This is a genomic window from Paracidovorax konjaci, assembly GCF_900112675.1.
GTDB lineage: Bacteria > Pseudomonadota > Gammaproteobacteria > Burkholderiales > Burkholderiaceae_C > Paracidovorax > Paracidovorax konjaci.
The window spans coordinates 120215-136594 of record NZ_FOMQ01000012.1 but is presented as its reverse complement, the minus strand read 5'-3'; the positions used below and the strand labels follow the sequence as shown (position 1 = coordinate 136594).

Genomic DNA, 16380 nt, shown 5'->3' with positions numbered 1-16380 from the left:
CGCTTGCGAAGGATGGCAGGGGGTGGTCGAGCCCGTTCAGTCCGTTGCGCCGGTGCCGGGCTGGCGCGCAGGCTCCAGCGCATAGCGGTTTTCCCGGGGCACGCCCCGCTCTCGGCGCCAGAGCACCCACAGCAGCGCCACCACCATGCCGCCGAACGTCGCGGCCCTGGCTTGCGCGGCCGGGAGCTGGAACTGCGCCAGCAACAGGAGGGCATACAGCCCTCCGATTTCCCAAGGCGAAACCCGGGACCGCATGCGGTCCCGCAGCACGGCGCGGCAGTGCGGGCAGCGTAGCCGGACTCCCTGGGGCATGAACCAGCGCGCGTTCTCGGGCCAGGGGCTCTGCATGGCCGCATCGAAACGCGCCGCGCAGCCCGGGCACAGGAAGGCGCCGCGCGTGGGGTCCGGCACGGGTGGCGCCAGCAGGCGGTCGCACTCCGGGCACACCGCCTGCGAGGCCGCCAGCCGCCGGCCGCAGCTCGCGCACACGGTCATTTGGCCGCCTGCACCTTCATGCGCGCATTCGGCGTCTCGCCGAACATCTCGGGCGCGTACATGGCCTCCACGCGCGTGGGCGGCAGGGAGAACTCGCCCACGTTGTTCAGGCGCACGGTGTATTCGGCCGTCACCGAGCCCTTGGGCAGGTACTCGTAGTAGCCGCGCCAAGCTTCGAAGCTGCGCTCCTCGAAAGCCAGCCAGCCGCTGCCGCCGCGCCGTTCGCCCTGGGTGGCGATCTCCGAATCGCGGCCCAGGCCGCCGCCCAGGATGGTGGCCCCGCCCGGAACGGGGTCGGTCAGGGCCACCCAGGTCATGTCGGCGCTCGCGGTCACTTCCAGCTTCACGCGCAGCACGTCGCCGCGCGTGTACTGGCCGGCCACCGCCTGCTCGACCGGGGTGATGGTCTTCTTGACGGTGTAGCCCGCGGAGAACGGCGCCTTGAGCTGGATGGCCGCCACCGACTGCAGCGTGAGCCAGGGCTTGCCCGGCCCCTGGTGGGTGACGGACAGGCTTTCCTTGCCGCCCGCGGCGCTCCACGGCAGGAACATGCCGTTGTGGGTCAGGTTGCCGGGCGAAGCCGGTGCGCCGAACCAGGTGGTCTGGTGCGGTGCGCCCGCGGCATCGGTGGATGCCACGCGGCCGACCTTGCTCCAGTCCACGCTGGCGGTGCCCTGGCCCATGGCCGCGCGGGTGGTGCCGCTGACCGGCGTGGCCTCGAACTTGGCGCTGAACTTCTCCAGCGCCAACCCGCCCCAGAGGTTGGCCGTGGTGGTATGCCACGCCCCGCCCTGCTGGCGCGCGATGAAGCCGTTGGCCAGGCGGCCCATGTCGTCCTTCCAGGCCGGGTCGTCCATCACGGCCAGCATGAGGCGGGCCGTGTTCACGTCGCCGTTCTGCATGAGCCACCACCAGTAGTCGTCCTGCTCCGAGCTGAACACCAGCTTGGTGCCCTGGTAGGACAGGCGCGCCTTCAGGATCTGCGTGGCCTCGGCGATGCGCTGCTCGCGCTGCGGCGCATCGGGTACGCGGCGCAGCACGTTCAGCCAGTCGATCACGCTGTGGGTGGGCCACTGGTTGGGTGCTACGGTGATGGACGAGAGCATGCGGCCCGTGGCCTTGCCATAGCGCGAGAGCGCTTCGATGGCGGCGAGCTTGCGCATGTCCAGGTCCTTGCGCGGGCTCCAGAAGTCGCGCTGGATGCGGCCCTCCACGAAGGCCGTCAGGCCGCGCTCCATGGGAGCGCGCACTTCCGGAGACAACGCGAAGGCCGGATCAATGGACGAGGCTTCGTGCGTGGCCGCCAGCAGGTAGGCCGTGAGCGTGTCGCTGCCGCGGTTGGCGCTGCCCGCCTGCGGCGGGAAGTAGCTGGCCAGCCCGTCGCTGTCGAGGTAGGTGGGCAACTGGCCCACCACGGTCTGCCAGAGCTTGCCGTCGCGCAGGCCCACGGCCTTGCTGGTCTTTTGCTCCAGGCAGGCGAACGGATAGTTGGCGAACCAGTCGCGCACGCCCGGCAGGCCCTCGGCGAGCTTGGGTTGCAGCGACATCTTCAGGCCGCCGCGCCCCGCGATGGCGTCCGCCGGCGGCTTCACGTCGAGGCTGAAGCTGCCGTCCACCTGCACGAGCGTGGCCTGCTGCACGGTGAGCGGCACCGCGGGCACGAGCCGCTGCGTGGCCTTGAGCGCATCGCGCGCGCCGCCGGCCCCCGCGGTGGTGTCCCGCGCTTCGATCTCCCAGAGGATGGCCTCGGCCCGCGTCTGCGCGAGCTGCGGCGGGGCGGTGACGTTCCAGGCCACTTCGCGCGCTTCGCCGGCCGGGATATCCACGGTCTGCTTCTCCAGCGTGAGCAGGGTGGCGCGGGGCGCGACCTCGACCCTCATGGCCGCCTTGGTGGTGTTGCGCAGCGTGAACTGCGCGCGGAACTGGTCGTCCTCGCGCACCAGCGGCGGCAGGCCGCTGATGATCTGCAGGTCCTGCGTGGCACGGATGCTGGTGGAGCCGGTCCCGAACAGGCCCGTGCCCGCATCGGCGACGGCCACGATCTTGAAGGTGGTGAGCGCATCGTTGAGCGGCACCGTCACCTGCGCCCGGCCGTTCGCATCCAGCCGCAGCGCCGGCTGCCACAGCAGCAGCGTGTCGAGCAGTTCGCGCGTCTGCGCGCGGCCGCCGCCGCCGCCCGCGGGCACGGCCTTGCGGCCATAGTGGCGCCGGCCGATGATTTCCATCTGGGCGGTGGAAGTCTCCACGCCCCAGGCGCGGCGCTGCAGCATCGCATCCAGCAGATTCCAACTGGTGTTGGGCATCAGCTCCAGCAGCGCCTGGTCCACCGCGGCCAGGGCCACTTCGGCATTGGCGGCGGGCTTGCCGTCGGGCAGCGTGGCGGTGATGGTCACCTGCGCCTTGCCGCGCACGGGGTAGCTTTCCTTGTCGGCCGCCACCTTCACGTCGATGCGGTGGGCCTTGGCACCCACGTTGAGTTCGGCCAAGCCCAATCGGTAGGCGGGCTTGGAGAGGTCCACCATGGCCGTGGGCGCGACGTATTCCTTGCCCTCGTACCAGAAGGCGCTCCACCACTCGCGCGGGGCCGTGAAGCCCCAGGTGAAGAAGCTGTACCACGGCACCTCGCGCAGGCGGCCCCGCACCGCCAGCACGCTCACGTAGACGTTGGGGCCCCAGCCTTCCTCGATCTTGAGCTGCACCGTGGGGTCCTGCCCCTTCAACTGCACCACGCGCGTGTCGATGATGCCCTCGCGCTCCACGCTTACGAGCGCGGTGGCGTGGCGGAACGGCATGCGCACCTGCAGCTTGGCGGTCTCGCCGGGCTGGTAGCTCTTCTTCTCGGGCAGCAGGTCGATGCGGTCGTGGTCCTCGCCGCCGAACCACAGCTCGCCCTGGCGCGTGACCCAGACGGACGCAGCGGCTTCCGCCTGGTTGCCGTCCTTGTCGCGGGCCGTGGCCACCAGTTCCACTTCGCCGGCCTCGTCGAGCTTGGCCTCGCACAGCAGCAGGCCGCGGCTGTCGCTCTTGCCCGTGCAGACCGTGCCCAGGTCCTTGGTCTCGGTCTTGTTGTCGTAGCTGTAGAAGCCGCCCACCATGCGCTTGCGGCTGGTGGTGGTGATGCGCGCGATGGCCTGCACCTGCAGCGGCACGCCTTCCTGCACCTTGCCGTCCAGGCCCAATGCCAGGGCCTGGAAGCGGATCTTCTGCGCGGCCGACACCCAGCCCTCGGTCTTGATGCCCGCCACCACGGCCGCGGGCCACAGGGTCTGCGTGCTGCGCAGGGTCTGCACCTCGCCGTTGGGGTCGGAATACGTGGCCTCGAGCACCAGGTCCTGCGCGCGGCGCGCGGCGGGCACGTTATCGATCGCGATCTTGCCAGCTCCGTTGCGGTCCAGCGTGAGCGGCAGTTTGTCGGCGACCACGCGCGCATCGTCGCTGGCGGTGGCCTCCTCGTCGTCGCCGCGCGACGCATTGGGCAGCGCGCCCTTCTGGCGGGGCGGCTCGAAGCTGAAGGCATCGAAATCCGGGAACTGCAGCGCCTTGCCCCGCACCAGTGCGGACACACGCACCGGCAGGTTCGCCGCGCCGCCACCCGCCACGTAGTTGATCTGCACATCGGTGGGCACGGACCGCGCGCGCACCAGCGGCTTCTTCTCGGCGGGAGCGATGCGGCCCTCCAGGACCGGCAGCCGGAACTCTTCCACGCGGAACTCGCCGGAGGCCATGCTGCGGCCGCGGCTCTCGTCGCTCCCGCCGCGCAGCTCCACCGAATACACGCCCAGCTTGGCGGCAGGAGGGAGCGCGAGGCTGCTCTCCGCACTGAGCCCGCCCGTGGGCGTGCGACGCCACTGCAGCGGCTGCGTGAACTGCTGCCCGCTGCCCACGTGCGTGATGACCAGCGTGTGCGGCTGCGCATCGGGCAGACCGAAACCCTGGCGGTTCTGCGTGCGCACGAGGTGCTTCATCGACACGGTTTCTCCCGCACGGAAAAGGGTGCGGTCGAAGATGGTGTGAACGACCTGGTCGGCCTCGGGCTGGCTGCTCGTGGGCACGTTGAAGCGCCAGGGCTCGATGCCGCGCTGCCAGTCGCTCCAGGTGAAGGCCATGTCCTGCACGCCGTCCGCGCCCTGTGCGCGCGCACTCACGAAGTACGCGTGCATGCCCTCCATGCCGTCGCGCGCGGAGCACGACGGGGGCTGGGGCGAGAGTCCCTCGAACCGCGCGATGCCCTGCGCATCGGTGGTGGCCGTGGCCAGTTCGCGGCCATCGCAGCCCGACACGCGCACCACGGCGCCCGGAACCACCTGGCCCTTGTCGAGGGTGGTCACCCAGGCCGCAGCGTTCTCGCGGCCCAGCTTGAAATGCACGCCCAGGTTGGTCACCAGGGCGGATGTGCGCACGTACATCGTGCGGGCCGCGCCATGGCGTTCGTCCAGCAGCGACTGCCCCAGCATGGGAGACGCGATCTCGACCACGTGGAAGCCCGGCGGCAGCGGAATGCCCACCACCTCGAAGGGGCGCGGGTCGCCGCTGGCGGGCTTGGGCAGGTCCAGCGCCTTGGCGCGCGGCTGGCCGCCCAGCAGCGACACCATGCGCGACTGCACATAGTTCTTGTCATCGTCCTGCAGGACCTGGGGCAGCGGGGCCTTGGTGTCGCGGCGGGCCTCCGCGCGTGGCACCGCGTAGTCGTCATAGCGGCGCACGCGGCGGTACCAGGCGATGATGTCCGCGTCGCTCGTGGGCTGCAGGGTGCTGACCTTTCCTGCGGGGGCCGATGCGGGTACGGCCGGCGGACTGCCGGCCTCCAGCCCCTGCACGCGCAGTGCGGACTCGACGTTGCGCAGCGTCACCGGCAGCAGCGCCGGGCCCTTGGCGCCTTCGGCGAAGCGCTCCACCACGCCGAAGGGCGAGGCGGCGAATTTGGCCAGCGGCGGCAGCGCGCCCGTGCCCACCTTGAGCGGGAAGCTGTCCGCGTTGACGAGCGGGCGGCCGGCTGCGTCCTTGAAATCTTTCGGCAGCTCGACCCGGAACGCCGTCTGCGCCGAGAACGGGGGCATGAACTGCACGCCGTTGACTACCGTATCGCCGTCGCCCTCGCCATCCAGCCGCGGCTTGAGCGTCTCTTTGTCGGACTTCAGGCGGATCGCCTCTGCGAGCTTGCGGGGCACGGGTGCGTTGAACGACAGGCGCATCGGCCGGATCGGCAGGCACGCGGCCTGTGCGTTCTCGCGCTCGCAGCTGAAATCGGCGCTAAAGGGCTCACGCACCGTGTAGCCATAGCGGCGCTCCACCGAATTCGCCACCCCGCTGGGCGTGGCCACGCCCTTGCCGAACACGAGCTGCACCTTGGCGCCGGAGGTCAGGCGGCGGTTGCAGGTCAGCGTGGCGTAACGCAACGGTTCCTGCCTGGCCGACGCTTCCAGCCCCAGGGACTGCAATATCGAGGTGCGCTCGGCACCGTCGATGAGCCGCACGGGAATGCGCTCGCCCATGCCTTCGGCCACGCACCAGACATTGGCCTTCACGCTCTCCAGGGTGGCCGGTCCGTTGAACTGGAGCAGGAAGAACTGCTCCTCGTCGATGCGCTGGTAGGTGCCCGGCCGGACACTTTGCACGAACGGTCCGCCGGTATTGAACAGGTAGCGGGCCGTGCCCGTGAGCGCCGCGCCCGCAGCCGACTTGAACCCGGGGACGGCCGTGGCCGTGCAGCGCGTGCCGGGCGGCAGATCGGCCGAGAAATCGAAGACCCATTCACGCTCGCCCGTCCATCGCCCCGTGCCCTTGGCAGCATCGGCACCTTCGCAGCCCACCGAGAACGGCGCCGGTGCCTTCGGATCGCCGAAATTCACCGCCGCCGCATCGAACTTGACCACCACCTGCCGGATGCGCGCCACCTCTCCCTGCGGAGAAAAGCTGGAGACCGACAGGGCCTGAGCGGCACCGGCCGAAGCCAGGCCCAGAAGCGCAGCGAAGGCCGCGCGAACGAAATGCTTTGTTGTCATGGGTATGCGAACGATGGCGCGGCGGCCGGCGCGAACGGCGCACGGCCGCCGCGGGGCCCCTCCGGGAGACGCACCGGCGCCGTGCCCTGGGCGGCGGCGGGAACGTCGAACCCCGGGAGCGTAGCCCATCAGCAAGTGCCCCACCACCGCCCCCGGCGCTGAGTTGTAAATGGCCTACACGGCGAGCCGCCGGCGCGCCCGCACAATGGGCCGGCGCGTCCGCGCTGCCCTCCCCCCATGCCCAACACCCCCTCCACCCGCCGCTGGGAGATCGACGCCGTCCGGGGCCTCATGCTGGTCCTGATGACGGTGACCCATCTGCCCACGCGCATCACGATGCCGCTCGGCCAGCCGTTCGGCTTCGTCTCGGCCGCGGAGGGGTTCGTCCTGCTCTCGGCCTACATGGCCGGCATGGTGTACGGGCGCGTGGCCGTCCGGCGCGGCGTGGCGGACATGCGCCGGGCCTTCTGGCGGAGGGCACTCAAGATCTACGCGTGCCAGGCCGCCACGCTGCTTTTCCTGTTCACCGTCATCACCTTCATCGGCATCCAGGCCGACGAGCCCGCGATCAAGGGCCTGCTCACGTTCTATCTGGCCAAGCCGCTGGAAGCGCTGATCGGCGGGCTATTGCTCGTCTATGAGCCGCCGCTGCTGGACATCCTGCCGATCTACGTGCTGTTCATGCTGGCCAGCCCCTGGGTGATGGCGAGCGGGCTGCGCCACGGGTGGGCACCCGTGCTGGGGACCAGCGTGCTGCTGTGGTTCCTCGCGCAGTTCGGCCTCTCGCAGTGGTTCTACGACCTGATGAACGCCGTGGTGCAGAACCCCATTCCCTTCCACGAAACGGGCACGTTCTCGATGTGGGGCTGGCAGTTCCTGTGGGTGCTGGGTCTGTGGATGGGGGCTTCGCGCAACGACCCGCAGGCCCCGGCCTTCCACTTCCCACGCTGGGCGGTCGCGGTGGCCGTGGCGCTGGCGGTGGTGGGCTTCGTGTGGCGCCACGCCATCGGGCAGGTGCCTTTCGGCGATGCGAATCCGCAGTGGAACCTGTTCTTCGACAAATGGCAGCTGGGGCCCTTCAGGGTGCTGAATCTGTTCGCGCTGCTGGTGCTGGCCATCCGCTTCGGGCCGGCCCTGGCGGCCTGGCTGCCACGCCAGCGCTGGCTGGAGACGCTGGGTGCGGCGTCCTTGCCGGTGTTCTGCGCCCACCTCGTCGTGGTGCTGCTCGCGATCAGCCTGATGGGGGCCAACTACGAACGCCCGTGGTGGCAGGACATCGCCCTGCTCATCGTGTGCTTCGGCACGCTGCATGCGGTGGCCCGCATCAGCCTCTGGATGGACCAGGGGCCCGAGGACGATCCGCCGCATGCCCGGCGCAAACTGTTCCGGCTGCGCCGGCCGTTACCGCCCGCGCTGTAGCAGCCCAGCAGGCTCCGTTCAGGGGCGCGCGGCGGTCTTCGCCACGCCGTCCACCACCGGATCGGCCGTGCGCGCGCCACCGGCTGCACGGGCGCCCTCGCCCACATAGCCGCTGATGACGCTGCGCCACAGGTCGTAGCCCGCATCGTTCATGTGCAGGTGGTCGGCGCCGAACAGTTCGGCGCGCGGAATGCCGTCCGCGCCGAGCATGGGCGTGAAGATGTCGATGAAATCGCTGTTGGGAACCGTACGCACGTACTGCGCGAGCAGCGTGTTGGCTTCGCGCATGCGCGGCAGCAGGGTGAGCCGCAGGGGGCTGGGCTTGATGGAGATGTAGCTGATGCGCGTCTCGGGCAACGCCTCGCGCACCGAGCGGACGAAGGACTGGAAGCTCTCGAGCACCTGCTGTGGGCTGCGGCCCTCGGCCAGATCGTTGTCTCCGGCATACACCATCACGTGGCGCGGCTGGTACTGGAGCACCAGATTCTTCACGAAATACTGGCAGTCGGCCATGGTCGAGCCGCCGAAGCCGCGGTTGATGACCACGGGAAGCTGCCGGAAGTCCTCGCGCAGGTCGGTCCAGAGGCGGATGGTGGAGCTGCCCACGAAAAGCACCCCGCCCGTCTGGGGCAACCCGGTCTTGTCCGCTGCCGCGAAGGCTTCCATGCTCGACTGCCAGCGCGCATAAGGGGCCGGCAGAGCGGTCGCCTCCGCTGCCGTCACCAGGGGCGCCGGAGTGCCCTGCAGCGCACTGGCGGGCAACGCCACGGCAGCGCACAGCAGTGCTGCGGCACCGCGGCCCAGGCAGAAGGAGCGGAAGAAAGACAGGGGCATCGGAAGCTCTCCACAGGAAGTGCAGCTGCGTGAGAGCGATTGTGGGCCTGTGCATTCCCTCCAGAACACAATTTTTACAATTTCAACGCCGCCATTTACAAATCGGACTGAACCATTCCGCGGTACGGCAGAGCTGTGCACTCTTCAATCGCTGCTCCAGCCCAGCCATTCCCTCAGCGCTGCGGTCACTTCGTCCGGCACTTCCATGGCGGGCAGGTGGCCGCAGTCTTCGAACACCCGCCACCGCGACGACGGGATGGCAAGGTGGATCGCCATGGCTTCGGACACCGGTGTGAGCACATCCCCGTCCCCGACCGCCACCAGCGTTGGAACGCGGATGCCCGGCAGTAGGGGACGCGCATCCGGCCGGTCGACGATCGCCTGCTGCTGGCGCAGGAAAGCAGCGCCGCCCACGCGGGACGCCATGGCCTTGACGTCGCGGCCGACCGGCCCGTCGGTGCGCGATGCATGGATGAGCTGCGGCAGCAGTCGGTCGGTCACACCTGCGAAACGGCCGAACCGCATCGATGAGATGCCCGCCTGCCGGCGGGCGGCCCGCGAAGGGCTGTCGACGGATGCGGTGGTATCGAACAGTGCCAGGCGCGTGACGCGTTCGGGTGCCTGCCGCAGGATCTCGAACGCGACGTAGCCGCCCATCGAGAGCGCGGCGAGCGCGAACCGTGCGGGAGCGCTCTCCAGCGTGCGGCGCGCCATGGCGGCGACGCTGTCGTCGCGCGTGAGGTCTGCGGTCATCGGCTCGGCAATATCCGACAGGCCCAGCGCCTGGTCTCGCCACAGCCGCTCGTCGCACAGCAGCCCCGGCAGAAACACGAGCGGTTGCCGACTCACGCGGCCCCCCCGCGCTCCAAAGAGTCTCGGCTGGCCGCCCAGCACGCGCCTGCCAGTGCGATGGCGCCCGTGAGGCCCGCGATCGCCCACCAGCCACCATGCAGCCAGAACCATCCGCCCACGGAGCCGATGACGCTGGACCCCAGGTAATAGAACAGGAGGTAGAGCGATGCAGCATGCCCCTTGGCCTCCCCGGCCAGCGGCCCGATCGAGCCGCTGGCCACCGAATGGCCGATGAAGAAGCCGGTGGTGACCAGCACGATGCCCGCCACGATGGCCACGAGCGACGACAGCACGGTGAGTGCCACCCCCGCCAGCATCAGGCCGAAACCGGTGACCAGCAGTGCGCGCCGCCCAAAACGGCCGGCCAGGCCACCGGCCACGGAAGACGAGACAATGCCGAAGCCGAAAGCGAGGAAGATCAGGCTGACCTGCGTCTGGCCCAGATGGTAGGGCGCGGCGGACACCCGGAAAGTGGCGTAGTTGAACAGTGTGACGAAGACGCTGGTAAGCATGAAGCCCACGGCATATAGGCGCAGTAGCGCCGGGTTGCGCAGATGGCGGCCCCACGTGCGCAGGTGGTATGCGGCATTGATGCCGGGGCGCCGTACGAAATTGCGCGAGCGTGGCAGCAACGCCAGGAACCCCACGGCCGCGAGCAGGCACAACAGGCCCTGCGCACCGAGCGCCACCCGCCAGGAAGCGAACTCGGTCACGAGGCCCATGCCGACGCGACCCACCATGCCGCCGAACGCGGTGCCGCCCACGTACAGGCCCATGGTGCGACCCAGGCTTGCCGGTTCGATCTCCTCCGCCAGCCACGCCATGGCCACGGCGGGCACGCCGCCCAGCACCAGTCCTTCGAGCGCCCGCGCCAGTACCAAACCATGCCAGGTCGGCGCGACTGCCGCGCCGATCTGCAGCAGGGCCGCCAGCGCCATGGAGGCGAACATCAGCCCCCGCCGCCCCAGCGCCTGCGAAAACGCTCCCGCGAGCACGATGGAAAACGCCAGCCAGCCGGTCGTGAGCGACAAGGCGAGCGAACTCTCCGCCGGAGTCAGCCCGAAGCTCGCGGCAAAAGCCGGTAGCAGCGGCTGCACCGAATAGATCAAAGAAAAGCTCGCGAAACCGAGGAGGAAAAGAGCCACGCCCGCACGGAAATATTCCGGCGTTCCCCGGCGAACCCAGAGGGCGGCAGGCCCGGAGCCGCGCAGCGTCGTGCCGTCGCCGACCAGCCGCGCAGCGAGAGACAAGCAGGAGGGAGACCGGGAAAGGGATGCGGCGGAGTCGCAGGAAACGGATGCGGATCGAGAGGGCATGGCGGTAGGGGACGTAATGGCGGCCAATTTACCGAGCGCAGACCCATCCGTCCAATATATGGCAGTGCAGTTTTTCATATGTAGTACAAATGGCCATGGAACTGCGACACATCCGTTATTTCCTCGCGGTGGCTGAGGAAGGCAATTTCACGCGGGCCGCCGCACGATTGGGGATTGGACAACCCCCGCTCAGCCTGCAAATCAAGGACCTGGAAGCCGAGGTGGGAGCGCAGCTCTTCCACCGCGTGCCCCACGGCGCCGAACTGACCGAGGCCGGGCAGGCGTTTCTGGAGGGTGTGCAGCTCCTACCCGGCCGGGCGGCGCAGGCGGCGCACGCTGCCCGGCGAGCTGCGCGCGGTGAAACCGGCCAATTGAACCTGGGCTTCACCGGTACCGCGGCGCTCAACCCGCTCGTGCCCGCCAGCATCCGGGCGTTCCGCCATGCCTATCCGCAGGTCGAGTTGACGCTGGTGGAGGCGAATTCGGTGGCTTTGGCTGCCGGGCTGCTGGAAGACCGGCTGGACGCCGCGATCCTCCGCCCCTCCGCATCCGATCGCGATGCACTGGCAGTGCAGTCCCTGTTGGAGGAGCCCCTGGTGGCTGCGCTGCCCGCAGAGCACGCTGCCGCGCGGGGCCGCGGTGCATTGGCGCTGCCTGCGCTGCGAAATGAGCCGTTCATCCTGACGCCGCGCGCAATCGGCATGAGCCTGCATGATGCCGTGCTGGACGCATGCCGTGCCGCCGGATTCGAGCCGGCCCTGGGTCAGCCCGCGCCACAGATCGCCTCGATCCTTTCGCTCGTGTCAGCGGAGATAGGCGTGTCGCTCGTGCCCGCCTGCATGCGCCAGCTCAGCGTGCAGGGAGTGGCGTTCCGGGCGCTGCGCGCACCAGTGCCGAGCGTGGAGCTGGCGGTGGCCCACCGCCGGGCACGACCGCCTGGCCTGGCGATCAATTTCGCGGCGATCGCGCGCCATGCCGCCGGGCACCCGGAGGCATGAGCGTACCGCCAGGAACCCGCCTCACAGCGGCTGGAAGCCGCTCGACCGGATGATGCGGGTCCACGCCTGTGTGTAGGCCCGCTCGCGCGCGGTGAGCTGCTGCGGGGTCATCGGGGTCACCGTCAGTCCCAGGGCGACGAGGTGGGCATGCACTTCCCGCTGTGCGATCACCTTCGCCAGCGCGTCCGAGAACTGCTGCACGAAGCGCGCCGGCGTGCCGGCAGGCGCATAGAAGCCGTAATACGGCAGGTCTTCGAAGCCCTTCAGGCCCAGTTCACCGAAGGTGGGCACGTCGGGCAACGCGCCCTGGCGCTTATCGCCCAGCACGGCCACGATGCGCAGCTTGCCGGCCTTGTGGTTTTCCAGGAAATCGGGCACCGAGCCCACGCCGGCCGCGATCTGGTTGCCCAGCATGTCGCCGATCATCGGCGCGCTGCCCCGGTACGGCGCGGACACCAGATCGATGCGGTAGCGCTCGCCCAGGAGCTTCACCAGGAATTCCGGCGTGGAGGCGGGCGCCGGAATGCCGACGGCGCTCTTGCCGCCACCCTGCTGCTTCACCCACGCCACATAGTCGTCGAAGCTGCGGGCCGGCGTGCCACCGGAAACCGCGAAGGCGTTCACGAACGTGGCGACGCCGCCCACACCTACGAAGTCGCGCTCGGGATCGAAGCCCGGGTTCTTCACCACCTGCGGCAGGATCGAGATGGTGTGGTCGTGCGTAAGGAACACCGTGGTGCCGTCCGCCGGCGCGGCCTTGAGGGCCTGCGCCGCGATCTGCCCGCCTGCCCCGGGCCGGTTCTCCACGATCACCGACACGCCGAGCACGTCCTTGAGCTTGTCGGCCAGCAGGCGCGCGATCGCATCGGTGCCTCCGCCGGGCGGAAAGCCCACCAGGATGCGCACCGGCTTGCCGCCGTCGGCCCAGGCCCGCCCCACGGGCAGGCCCGCCGCGAGCGCGGCGCCGGCAAGGGTGGCATGGGAGAGCAGGCGGCGGCGGTTCAAGATCATGGCAGTACCGTGAGGGCAGGAAGGAAGTGGGCGGAAGGGGCGAGGACGTCGGAAGACGGGCGACGGATAAGAAAAGAAGGGCGCTCAGCCCAGCCGGGCGCGGTGCCGGGCCAGTTGCGTGCGCACCTGGGCCGGCGCGGTACCGCCCAGCGTGTTGCGCGCCTCCAGCGATCCCCGCAGGCTCAACGCGTCGAACACGTCCTTCTCGATCGAGGGATGGAAGCCCTGCAGCACGGCCAGCGGGAGTTCCGACAGGTCCACCGCGTGCGACGTGGCGGCCTTCACGGCATGCGCCACGGTTTCGTGTGCGTCGCGGAAGGGCAGGCCCTTCTTCACCAGGTAATCGGCCAGGTCGGTCGCGGTGGCGTAGCCCTTCTGCGCGGCCTGCTCCATGGCCTGGGCATTGACCGTGAGACCGCCCTGCTTCTTGCCGGTGGCGGGATCGGGCTGGCCGCCCACCATCTCCGCGAAGATGCGCAGCGTGTCCTTCAGCGTGTCGACGGTGTCGAACAGCGGCTCCTTGTCTTCCTGGTTGTCCTTGTTGTAGGCCAGGGGCTGGCCCTTCATCAGCGTGATGAGGCCCATCAGGTGGCCCACCACGCGGCCCGTCTTGCCACGCGCCAGCTCGGGCACATCGGGGTTCTTTTTCTGCGGCATGATCGACGAGCCCGTGGTGAAGCGGTCGGCGATGCGGATGAAGCCGAAGTTCTGGCTCATCCAGATGATGAGTTCTTCCGACAGGCGGCTCACGTGCACCATGCAGAGGCTCGCGGCGGCCGTGAACTCGATGGCGAAATCGCGGTCGCTCACGGCGTCCAGGCTGTTCTGGCACACGCCCTCCATGCCCAGCGTGCGCGCCACGCGCTCGCGGTCCAGCGGGTAGGTGGTGCCGGCCAGCGCCGCGCTGCCCAGCGGCAGCACGTTGACGCGGCGGCGCACGTCCTGCATGCGCTCGGCGTCGCGCGCGAACATCTCCACGTAGGCCAGCATGTGGTGGGCAAAGCTCACGGGCTGGGCCACCTGCAGGTGGGTGAAGCCCGGCAGGATCACTTCCACGTTCTGCTCGGCCACGTCCACCAGCGACACCTGCAGTTCTTTCAGCAGATCGGCGATCAGGTCGATCTCGCCGCGCAGCCACAGGCGCACGTCGGTAGCCACCTGGTCGTTGCGGCTGCGGCCGGTGTGCAGCCGCTTGCCGGCATCGCCTACCAGCTGGGTGAGGCGGGCCTCGATGTTGAGGTGCACGTCCTCGAGGTCGAGCTTCCATTCGAAGCTGCCGGCTTCGATCTCCTGCGTGATCTGGGCCATGCCGCGCTGGATGGCCGCATGGTCCTCGGAGGCGATGACGCCTTGCGCGGCCAGCATCTCGGCGTGGGCCAGGCTGCCGGCGATGTCGGCCTGCCACAGGCGCTTGTCGAAGAACACGCTCGACGTGTAGCGCTTGACCAGATCGCTCATGGGTTCGGAAAAGAGTGCCGACCAGGCCTGGGCCTTGGTGGCGAGCTGGTCATGGGAGGGTTGCGCGGAGGAGCTGGAGGACATGGAGGGCAATAATCCGGAGGTTTCGGTCACCCGGAACGTCCGGATGCCGCGATGCAAGAGACCCAAATTTTATCGACCCGGCCCCAGCCCCTGCCCGAGCCCCCTTCCGAGGGGCTCGGGCGGCGTGCGCTCGTCTTCGACGCCTGCCATGTCGGGGTGGTGCTGCGCGCCGTGCTTTTCGTGGAAGCGGTGCTCGGCGTGGGGGCGCTGTTCGGGGCCGAAAGCCCCATGCAATGGCTGGCGCGGCTCTCGCTGCTGACCGGCGGCGCGCTGCCCGCCACCCTGGCCTGGCTGGTGACGGCCTGCAGTCTCAAGACCGTGCTGCAGGGCCTGCCGGTCGCGCTGCAGTATGCGGCAGGCGTGGCGCTCGGGGCGGTATCGGGCGTTTATGCCTGCGGCATGCTGGCGCTGGTCGGGGTGGCCACGGACCCGCCCTGGATCGCCAGCACGGCCAGCGGCGCGCTGCTGTCGGCCGCGCTGGTGGCGGCCCTGGTGCTGCGCGCCCGCGCCCGCACGCCGGCGGCCACCACCGCGCGGCTCAGCGAGTTGCAGTCGCGCATCCGGCCGCACTTTCTGTTCAACACGCTCAACAGCGCCATCGCACTGGTGCGCGACGAGCCGGCCAAGGCCGAAGCGCTGCTGGAGGACCTGAGCGACCTCTTCCGCCACGCGCTGGTGGAGCAAGGGGAAGCCTCCACGCTGGCCGAGGAGATCACGCTGGCCCGGCGCTACCTTGCGATCGAGCAGGTGCGTTTCGAGCAGCGGCTGCGCGTGCAGTGGGTGCTCGACGCCCGCACGGATGCCGCGCGGCTGCCGCCGCTGCTGCTGCAGCCGCTGGTGGAAAACGCCGTCAAGCATGGCGTGGAGCCCTGTGCGCAGGGCGGCAAGCTGCGCGTGACGACCGAATTGCGCGGTAGCCGCGCGGTAATCACCATCACCAACACCGTGCCGGCGGCCGACCTGCGCACGGCCGCCAGCACACAGGGGCACGGCATCGCGCTGGCCAACGTGCGGGACCGGTTGCGGCTGCTGCACGACATGCAGTGCGACTTCTCGGCAGGCATGCACAATGGGCTGTACAGGGTGCGCATCTCGCTGCCGGCGCGGCCCTGACGGCTGCGCGCGCCGCAACCCGCCCTTTTCCCCCAGACGGCCACCCACCCATGCACATCCTCATCGTCGATGACGAAGCCCTGGCGCGCAGCCGCCTGCGCACCCTGCTGGCCGATTGCGGCGGGCACACGGTGTCCGAGGCAGCCAATGCCGCCGAAGCGCTCCAGCAGTTGCGGGCGACCGCCGGCCGCGCCTGCGACGCGGTGCTGCTGGACATCCACATGCCGGGCCAGGACGGACTGGCGCTTGCCCACACGCTGCGGGCGTTGGCGTGGCCGCCCGCCATCGTCTTCGTCACGGCGCACGCCGACCATGCCGTGAGCGCCTTCGAGCTGGACGCGGTGGACTACCTCACCAAGCCCGTGCGGCTGGAACGGCTGCAGCAGGCGCTGGCCAAAGTGCAGCGCACCGTGGCCCAGCCCGCGCCCCGGCCGCTGCCCTCGCCGGGCGCGGCAGACGGCGAAGTGCTGCTGATCCAGGACCGGGGCCGCACCGAACGCGTGCCGCTGGACGAAGTGCTCTACATCAAGGCCGAACTCAAGTACCTCACGGTGCGTACCGGCACGCGCAGCTATGTCCTCGAGGGCGCGCTGAGCGAACTGGAGGCGCGCCACCCGGCCCGCTTCCTGCGCGTGCACCGCAATGCGCTGGTGGCGCGCCGCGCGCTACGGGCCATCGAAAAGCATTACGACCCCGAAGAGGGCGAAGGCTGGGCCGTGCGCATGCATGGCCTGCCGGAGCTGCTGGCGGTGTCGCGCCGGCAGGTGGCCGCCGTCCGCGAAGCCCTGGCGGGCTGAC

11 protein-coding genes are annotated in these 16380 nt (G+C 69.7%); 4 read left to right on the top strand and 7 right to left on the bottom strand.

Annotated elements, in window-relative coordinates; translation table 11 throughout:
- Positions 1 to 36 precede the first annotated feature (36 nt).
- Entirely contained in the window at positions 37 to 495 is a 459-nt protein-coding gene (locus tag BM144_RS17270; RefSeq protein ID WP_092954987.1) for a hypothetical protein, read from the bottom strand.
- Positions 492 to 6497: an alpha-2-macroglobulin family protein gene (locus BM144_RS17265; RefSeq protein ID WP_092954984.1), complete on the bottom strand. Its 6006-nt coding sequence runs from the start codon at positions 6495 to 6497 to the stop codon at positions 492 to 494. The genes BM144_RS17270 and BM144_RS17265 overlap by 4 nt, the downstream gene beginning before the upstream one ends.
- 237 nt (positions 6498 to 6734) lie before the next feature.
- On the opposite strand from BM144_RS17265, the gene BM144_RS17260 reads away from it, so the two are divergent.
- A complete protein-coding gene (locus BM144_RS17260) occupies positions 6735 to 7916 on the top strand; it encodes an OpgC domain-containing protein (protein WP_092954981.1) in 1182 nt (393 codons plus the stop codon).
- A gap of 18 nt (positions 7917 to 7934) precedes the next feature.
- Here the strand turns inward: BM144_RS17260 and BM144_RS17255 are convergent, their stop codons facing one another.
- From BM144_RS17255 to BM144_RS17245, 3 genes are all read right to left on the bottom strand, one after another.
- Entirely contained in the window at positions 7935 to 8750 is an 816-nt protein-coding gene (locus BM144_RS17255; protein WP_092954977.1) for an SGNH/GDSL hydrolase family protein, read from the bottom strand.
- Positions 8751 to 8894: 144 nt separating this feature from the next.
- Entirely contained in the window at positions 8895 to 9599 is a 705-nt protein-coding gene (locus BM144_RS17250) for an alpha/beta fold hydrolase (RefSeq protein WP_092954974.1), read from the bottom strand.
- Complete coding sequence (locus BM144_RS17245) at positions 9596 to 10918, bottom strand: MFS transporter (protein ID WP_092954971.1); 1323 nt, start codon at positions 10916 to 10918, stop codon at positions 9596 to 9598. Before BM144_RS17245 ends, BM144_RS17250 begins: the two co-directional genes overlap by 4 nt.
- 89 nt (positions 10919 to 11007) lie before the next feature.
- Here BM144_RS17245 and BM144_RS17240 point away from each other — a divergent pair, with 89 nt between their 5' ends.
- Positions 11008 to 11916: a LysR family transcriptional regulator gene (locus tag BM144_RS17240; RefSeq protein WP_281246096.1), complete on the top strand. Its 909-nt coding sequence runs from the start codon at positions 11008 to 11010 to the stop codon at positions 11914 to 11916.
- A gap of 21 nt (positions 11917 to 11937) precedes the next feature.
- On the opposite strand, the gene BM144_RS17235 is transcribed toward BM144_RS17240, so the two are convergent.
- Together BM144_RS17235 and argH are read right to left on the bottom strand one after the other, a co-directional pair.
- Positions 11938 to 12927, bottom strand: coding sequence for a Bug family tripartite tricarboxylate transporter substrate binding protein (locus BM144_RS17235; RefSeq protein WP_092954968.1), 990 nt, complete (start codon positions 12925 to 12927; stop codon positions 11938 to 11940).
- 84 nt (positions 12928 to 13011) lie between these two features.
- Positions 13012 to 14469 carry an argininosuccinate lyase gene (gene argH / locus BM144_RS17230; RefSeq protein WP_092954965.1) on the bottom strand — a complete coding sequence of 486 codons (1458 nt, stop codon included), beginning with the start codon at positions 14467 to 14469 and terminating at the stop codon, positions 13012 to 13014.
- A gap of 51 nt (positions 14470 to 14520) precedes the next feature.
- On the opposite strand from argH, the gene BM144_RS17225 reads away from it, so the two are divergent.
- Together BM144_RS17225 and BM144_RS17220 are read left to right on the top strand one after the other, a co-directional pair.
- A complete protein-coding gene (locus BM144_RS17225) occupies positions 14521 to 15582 on the top strand; it encodes a sensor histidine kinase (RefSeq protein ID WP_092954962.1) in 1062 nt (353 codons plus the stop codon).
- 50 nt (positions 15583 to 15632) lie between these two features.
- Positions 15633 to 16379 (top strand): LytR/AlgR family response regulator transcription factor, encoded by a 747-nt coding sequence (locus BM144_RS17220; protein ID WP_092954959.1) that lies wholly within the window; start codon positions 15633 to 15635, stop codon positions 16377 to 16379.
- Position 16380: the final 1 nt, after the last annotated feature.

What these genes read in the sequence shown, in the direction of transcription:
- BM144_RS17235 (WP_092954968.1), bottom strand. Translation starts at nt 12,927, where the DNA reads ATGATCTTGAACCGCCGCCGCCTGCTCTCCCATGCCACCCTTGCCGGC.
- BM144_RS17240 (WP_281246096.1), top strand. Translation starts at nt 11,008, where the DNA reads ATGGCCATGGAACTGCGACACATCCGTTATTTCCTCGCGGTGGCTGAG.
- BM144_RS17270 (WP_092954987.1), bottom strand. Translation starts at nt 495, where the DNA reads ATGACCGTGTGCGCGAGCTGCGGCCGGCGGCTGGCGGCCTCGCAGGCG.
- BM144_RS17260 (WP_092954981.1), top strand. Translation starts at nt 6,735, where the DNA reads ATGCCCAACACCCCCTCCACCCGCCGCTGGGAGATCGACGCCGTCCGG.
- argH (WP_092954965.1), bottom strand. Translation starts at nt 14,469, where the DNA reads ATGTCCTCCAGCTCCTCCGCGCAACCCTCCCATGACCAGCTCGCCACC.
- BM144_RS17265 (WP_092954984.1), bottom strand. Translation starts at nt 6,497, where the DNA reads ATGACAACAAAGCATTTCGTTCGCGCGGCCTTCGCTGCGCTTCTGGGC.
- BM144_RS17245 (WP_092954971.1), bottom strand. Translation starts at nt 10,918, where the DNA reads ATGCCCTCTCGATCCGCATCCGTTTCCTGCGACTCCGCCGCATCCCTT.
- BM144_RS17255 (WP_092954977.1), bottom strand. Translation starts at nt 8,750, where the DNA reads ATGCCCCTGTCTTTCTTCCGCTCCTTCTGCCTGGGCCGCGGTGCCGCA.
- BM144_RS17220 (WP_092954959.1), top strand. Translation starts at nt 15,633, where the DNA reads ATGCACATCCTCATCGTCGATGACGAAGCCCTGGCGCGCAGCCGCCTG.
- BM144_RS17225 (WP_092954962.1), top strand. Translation starts at nt 14,521, where the DNA reads ATGCAAGAGACCCAAATTTTATCGACCCGGCCCCAGCCCCTGCCCGAG.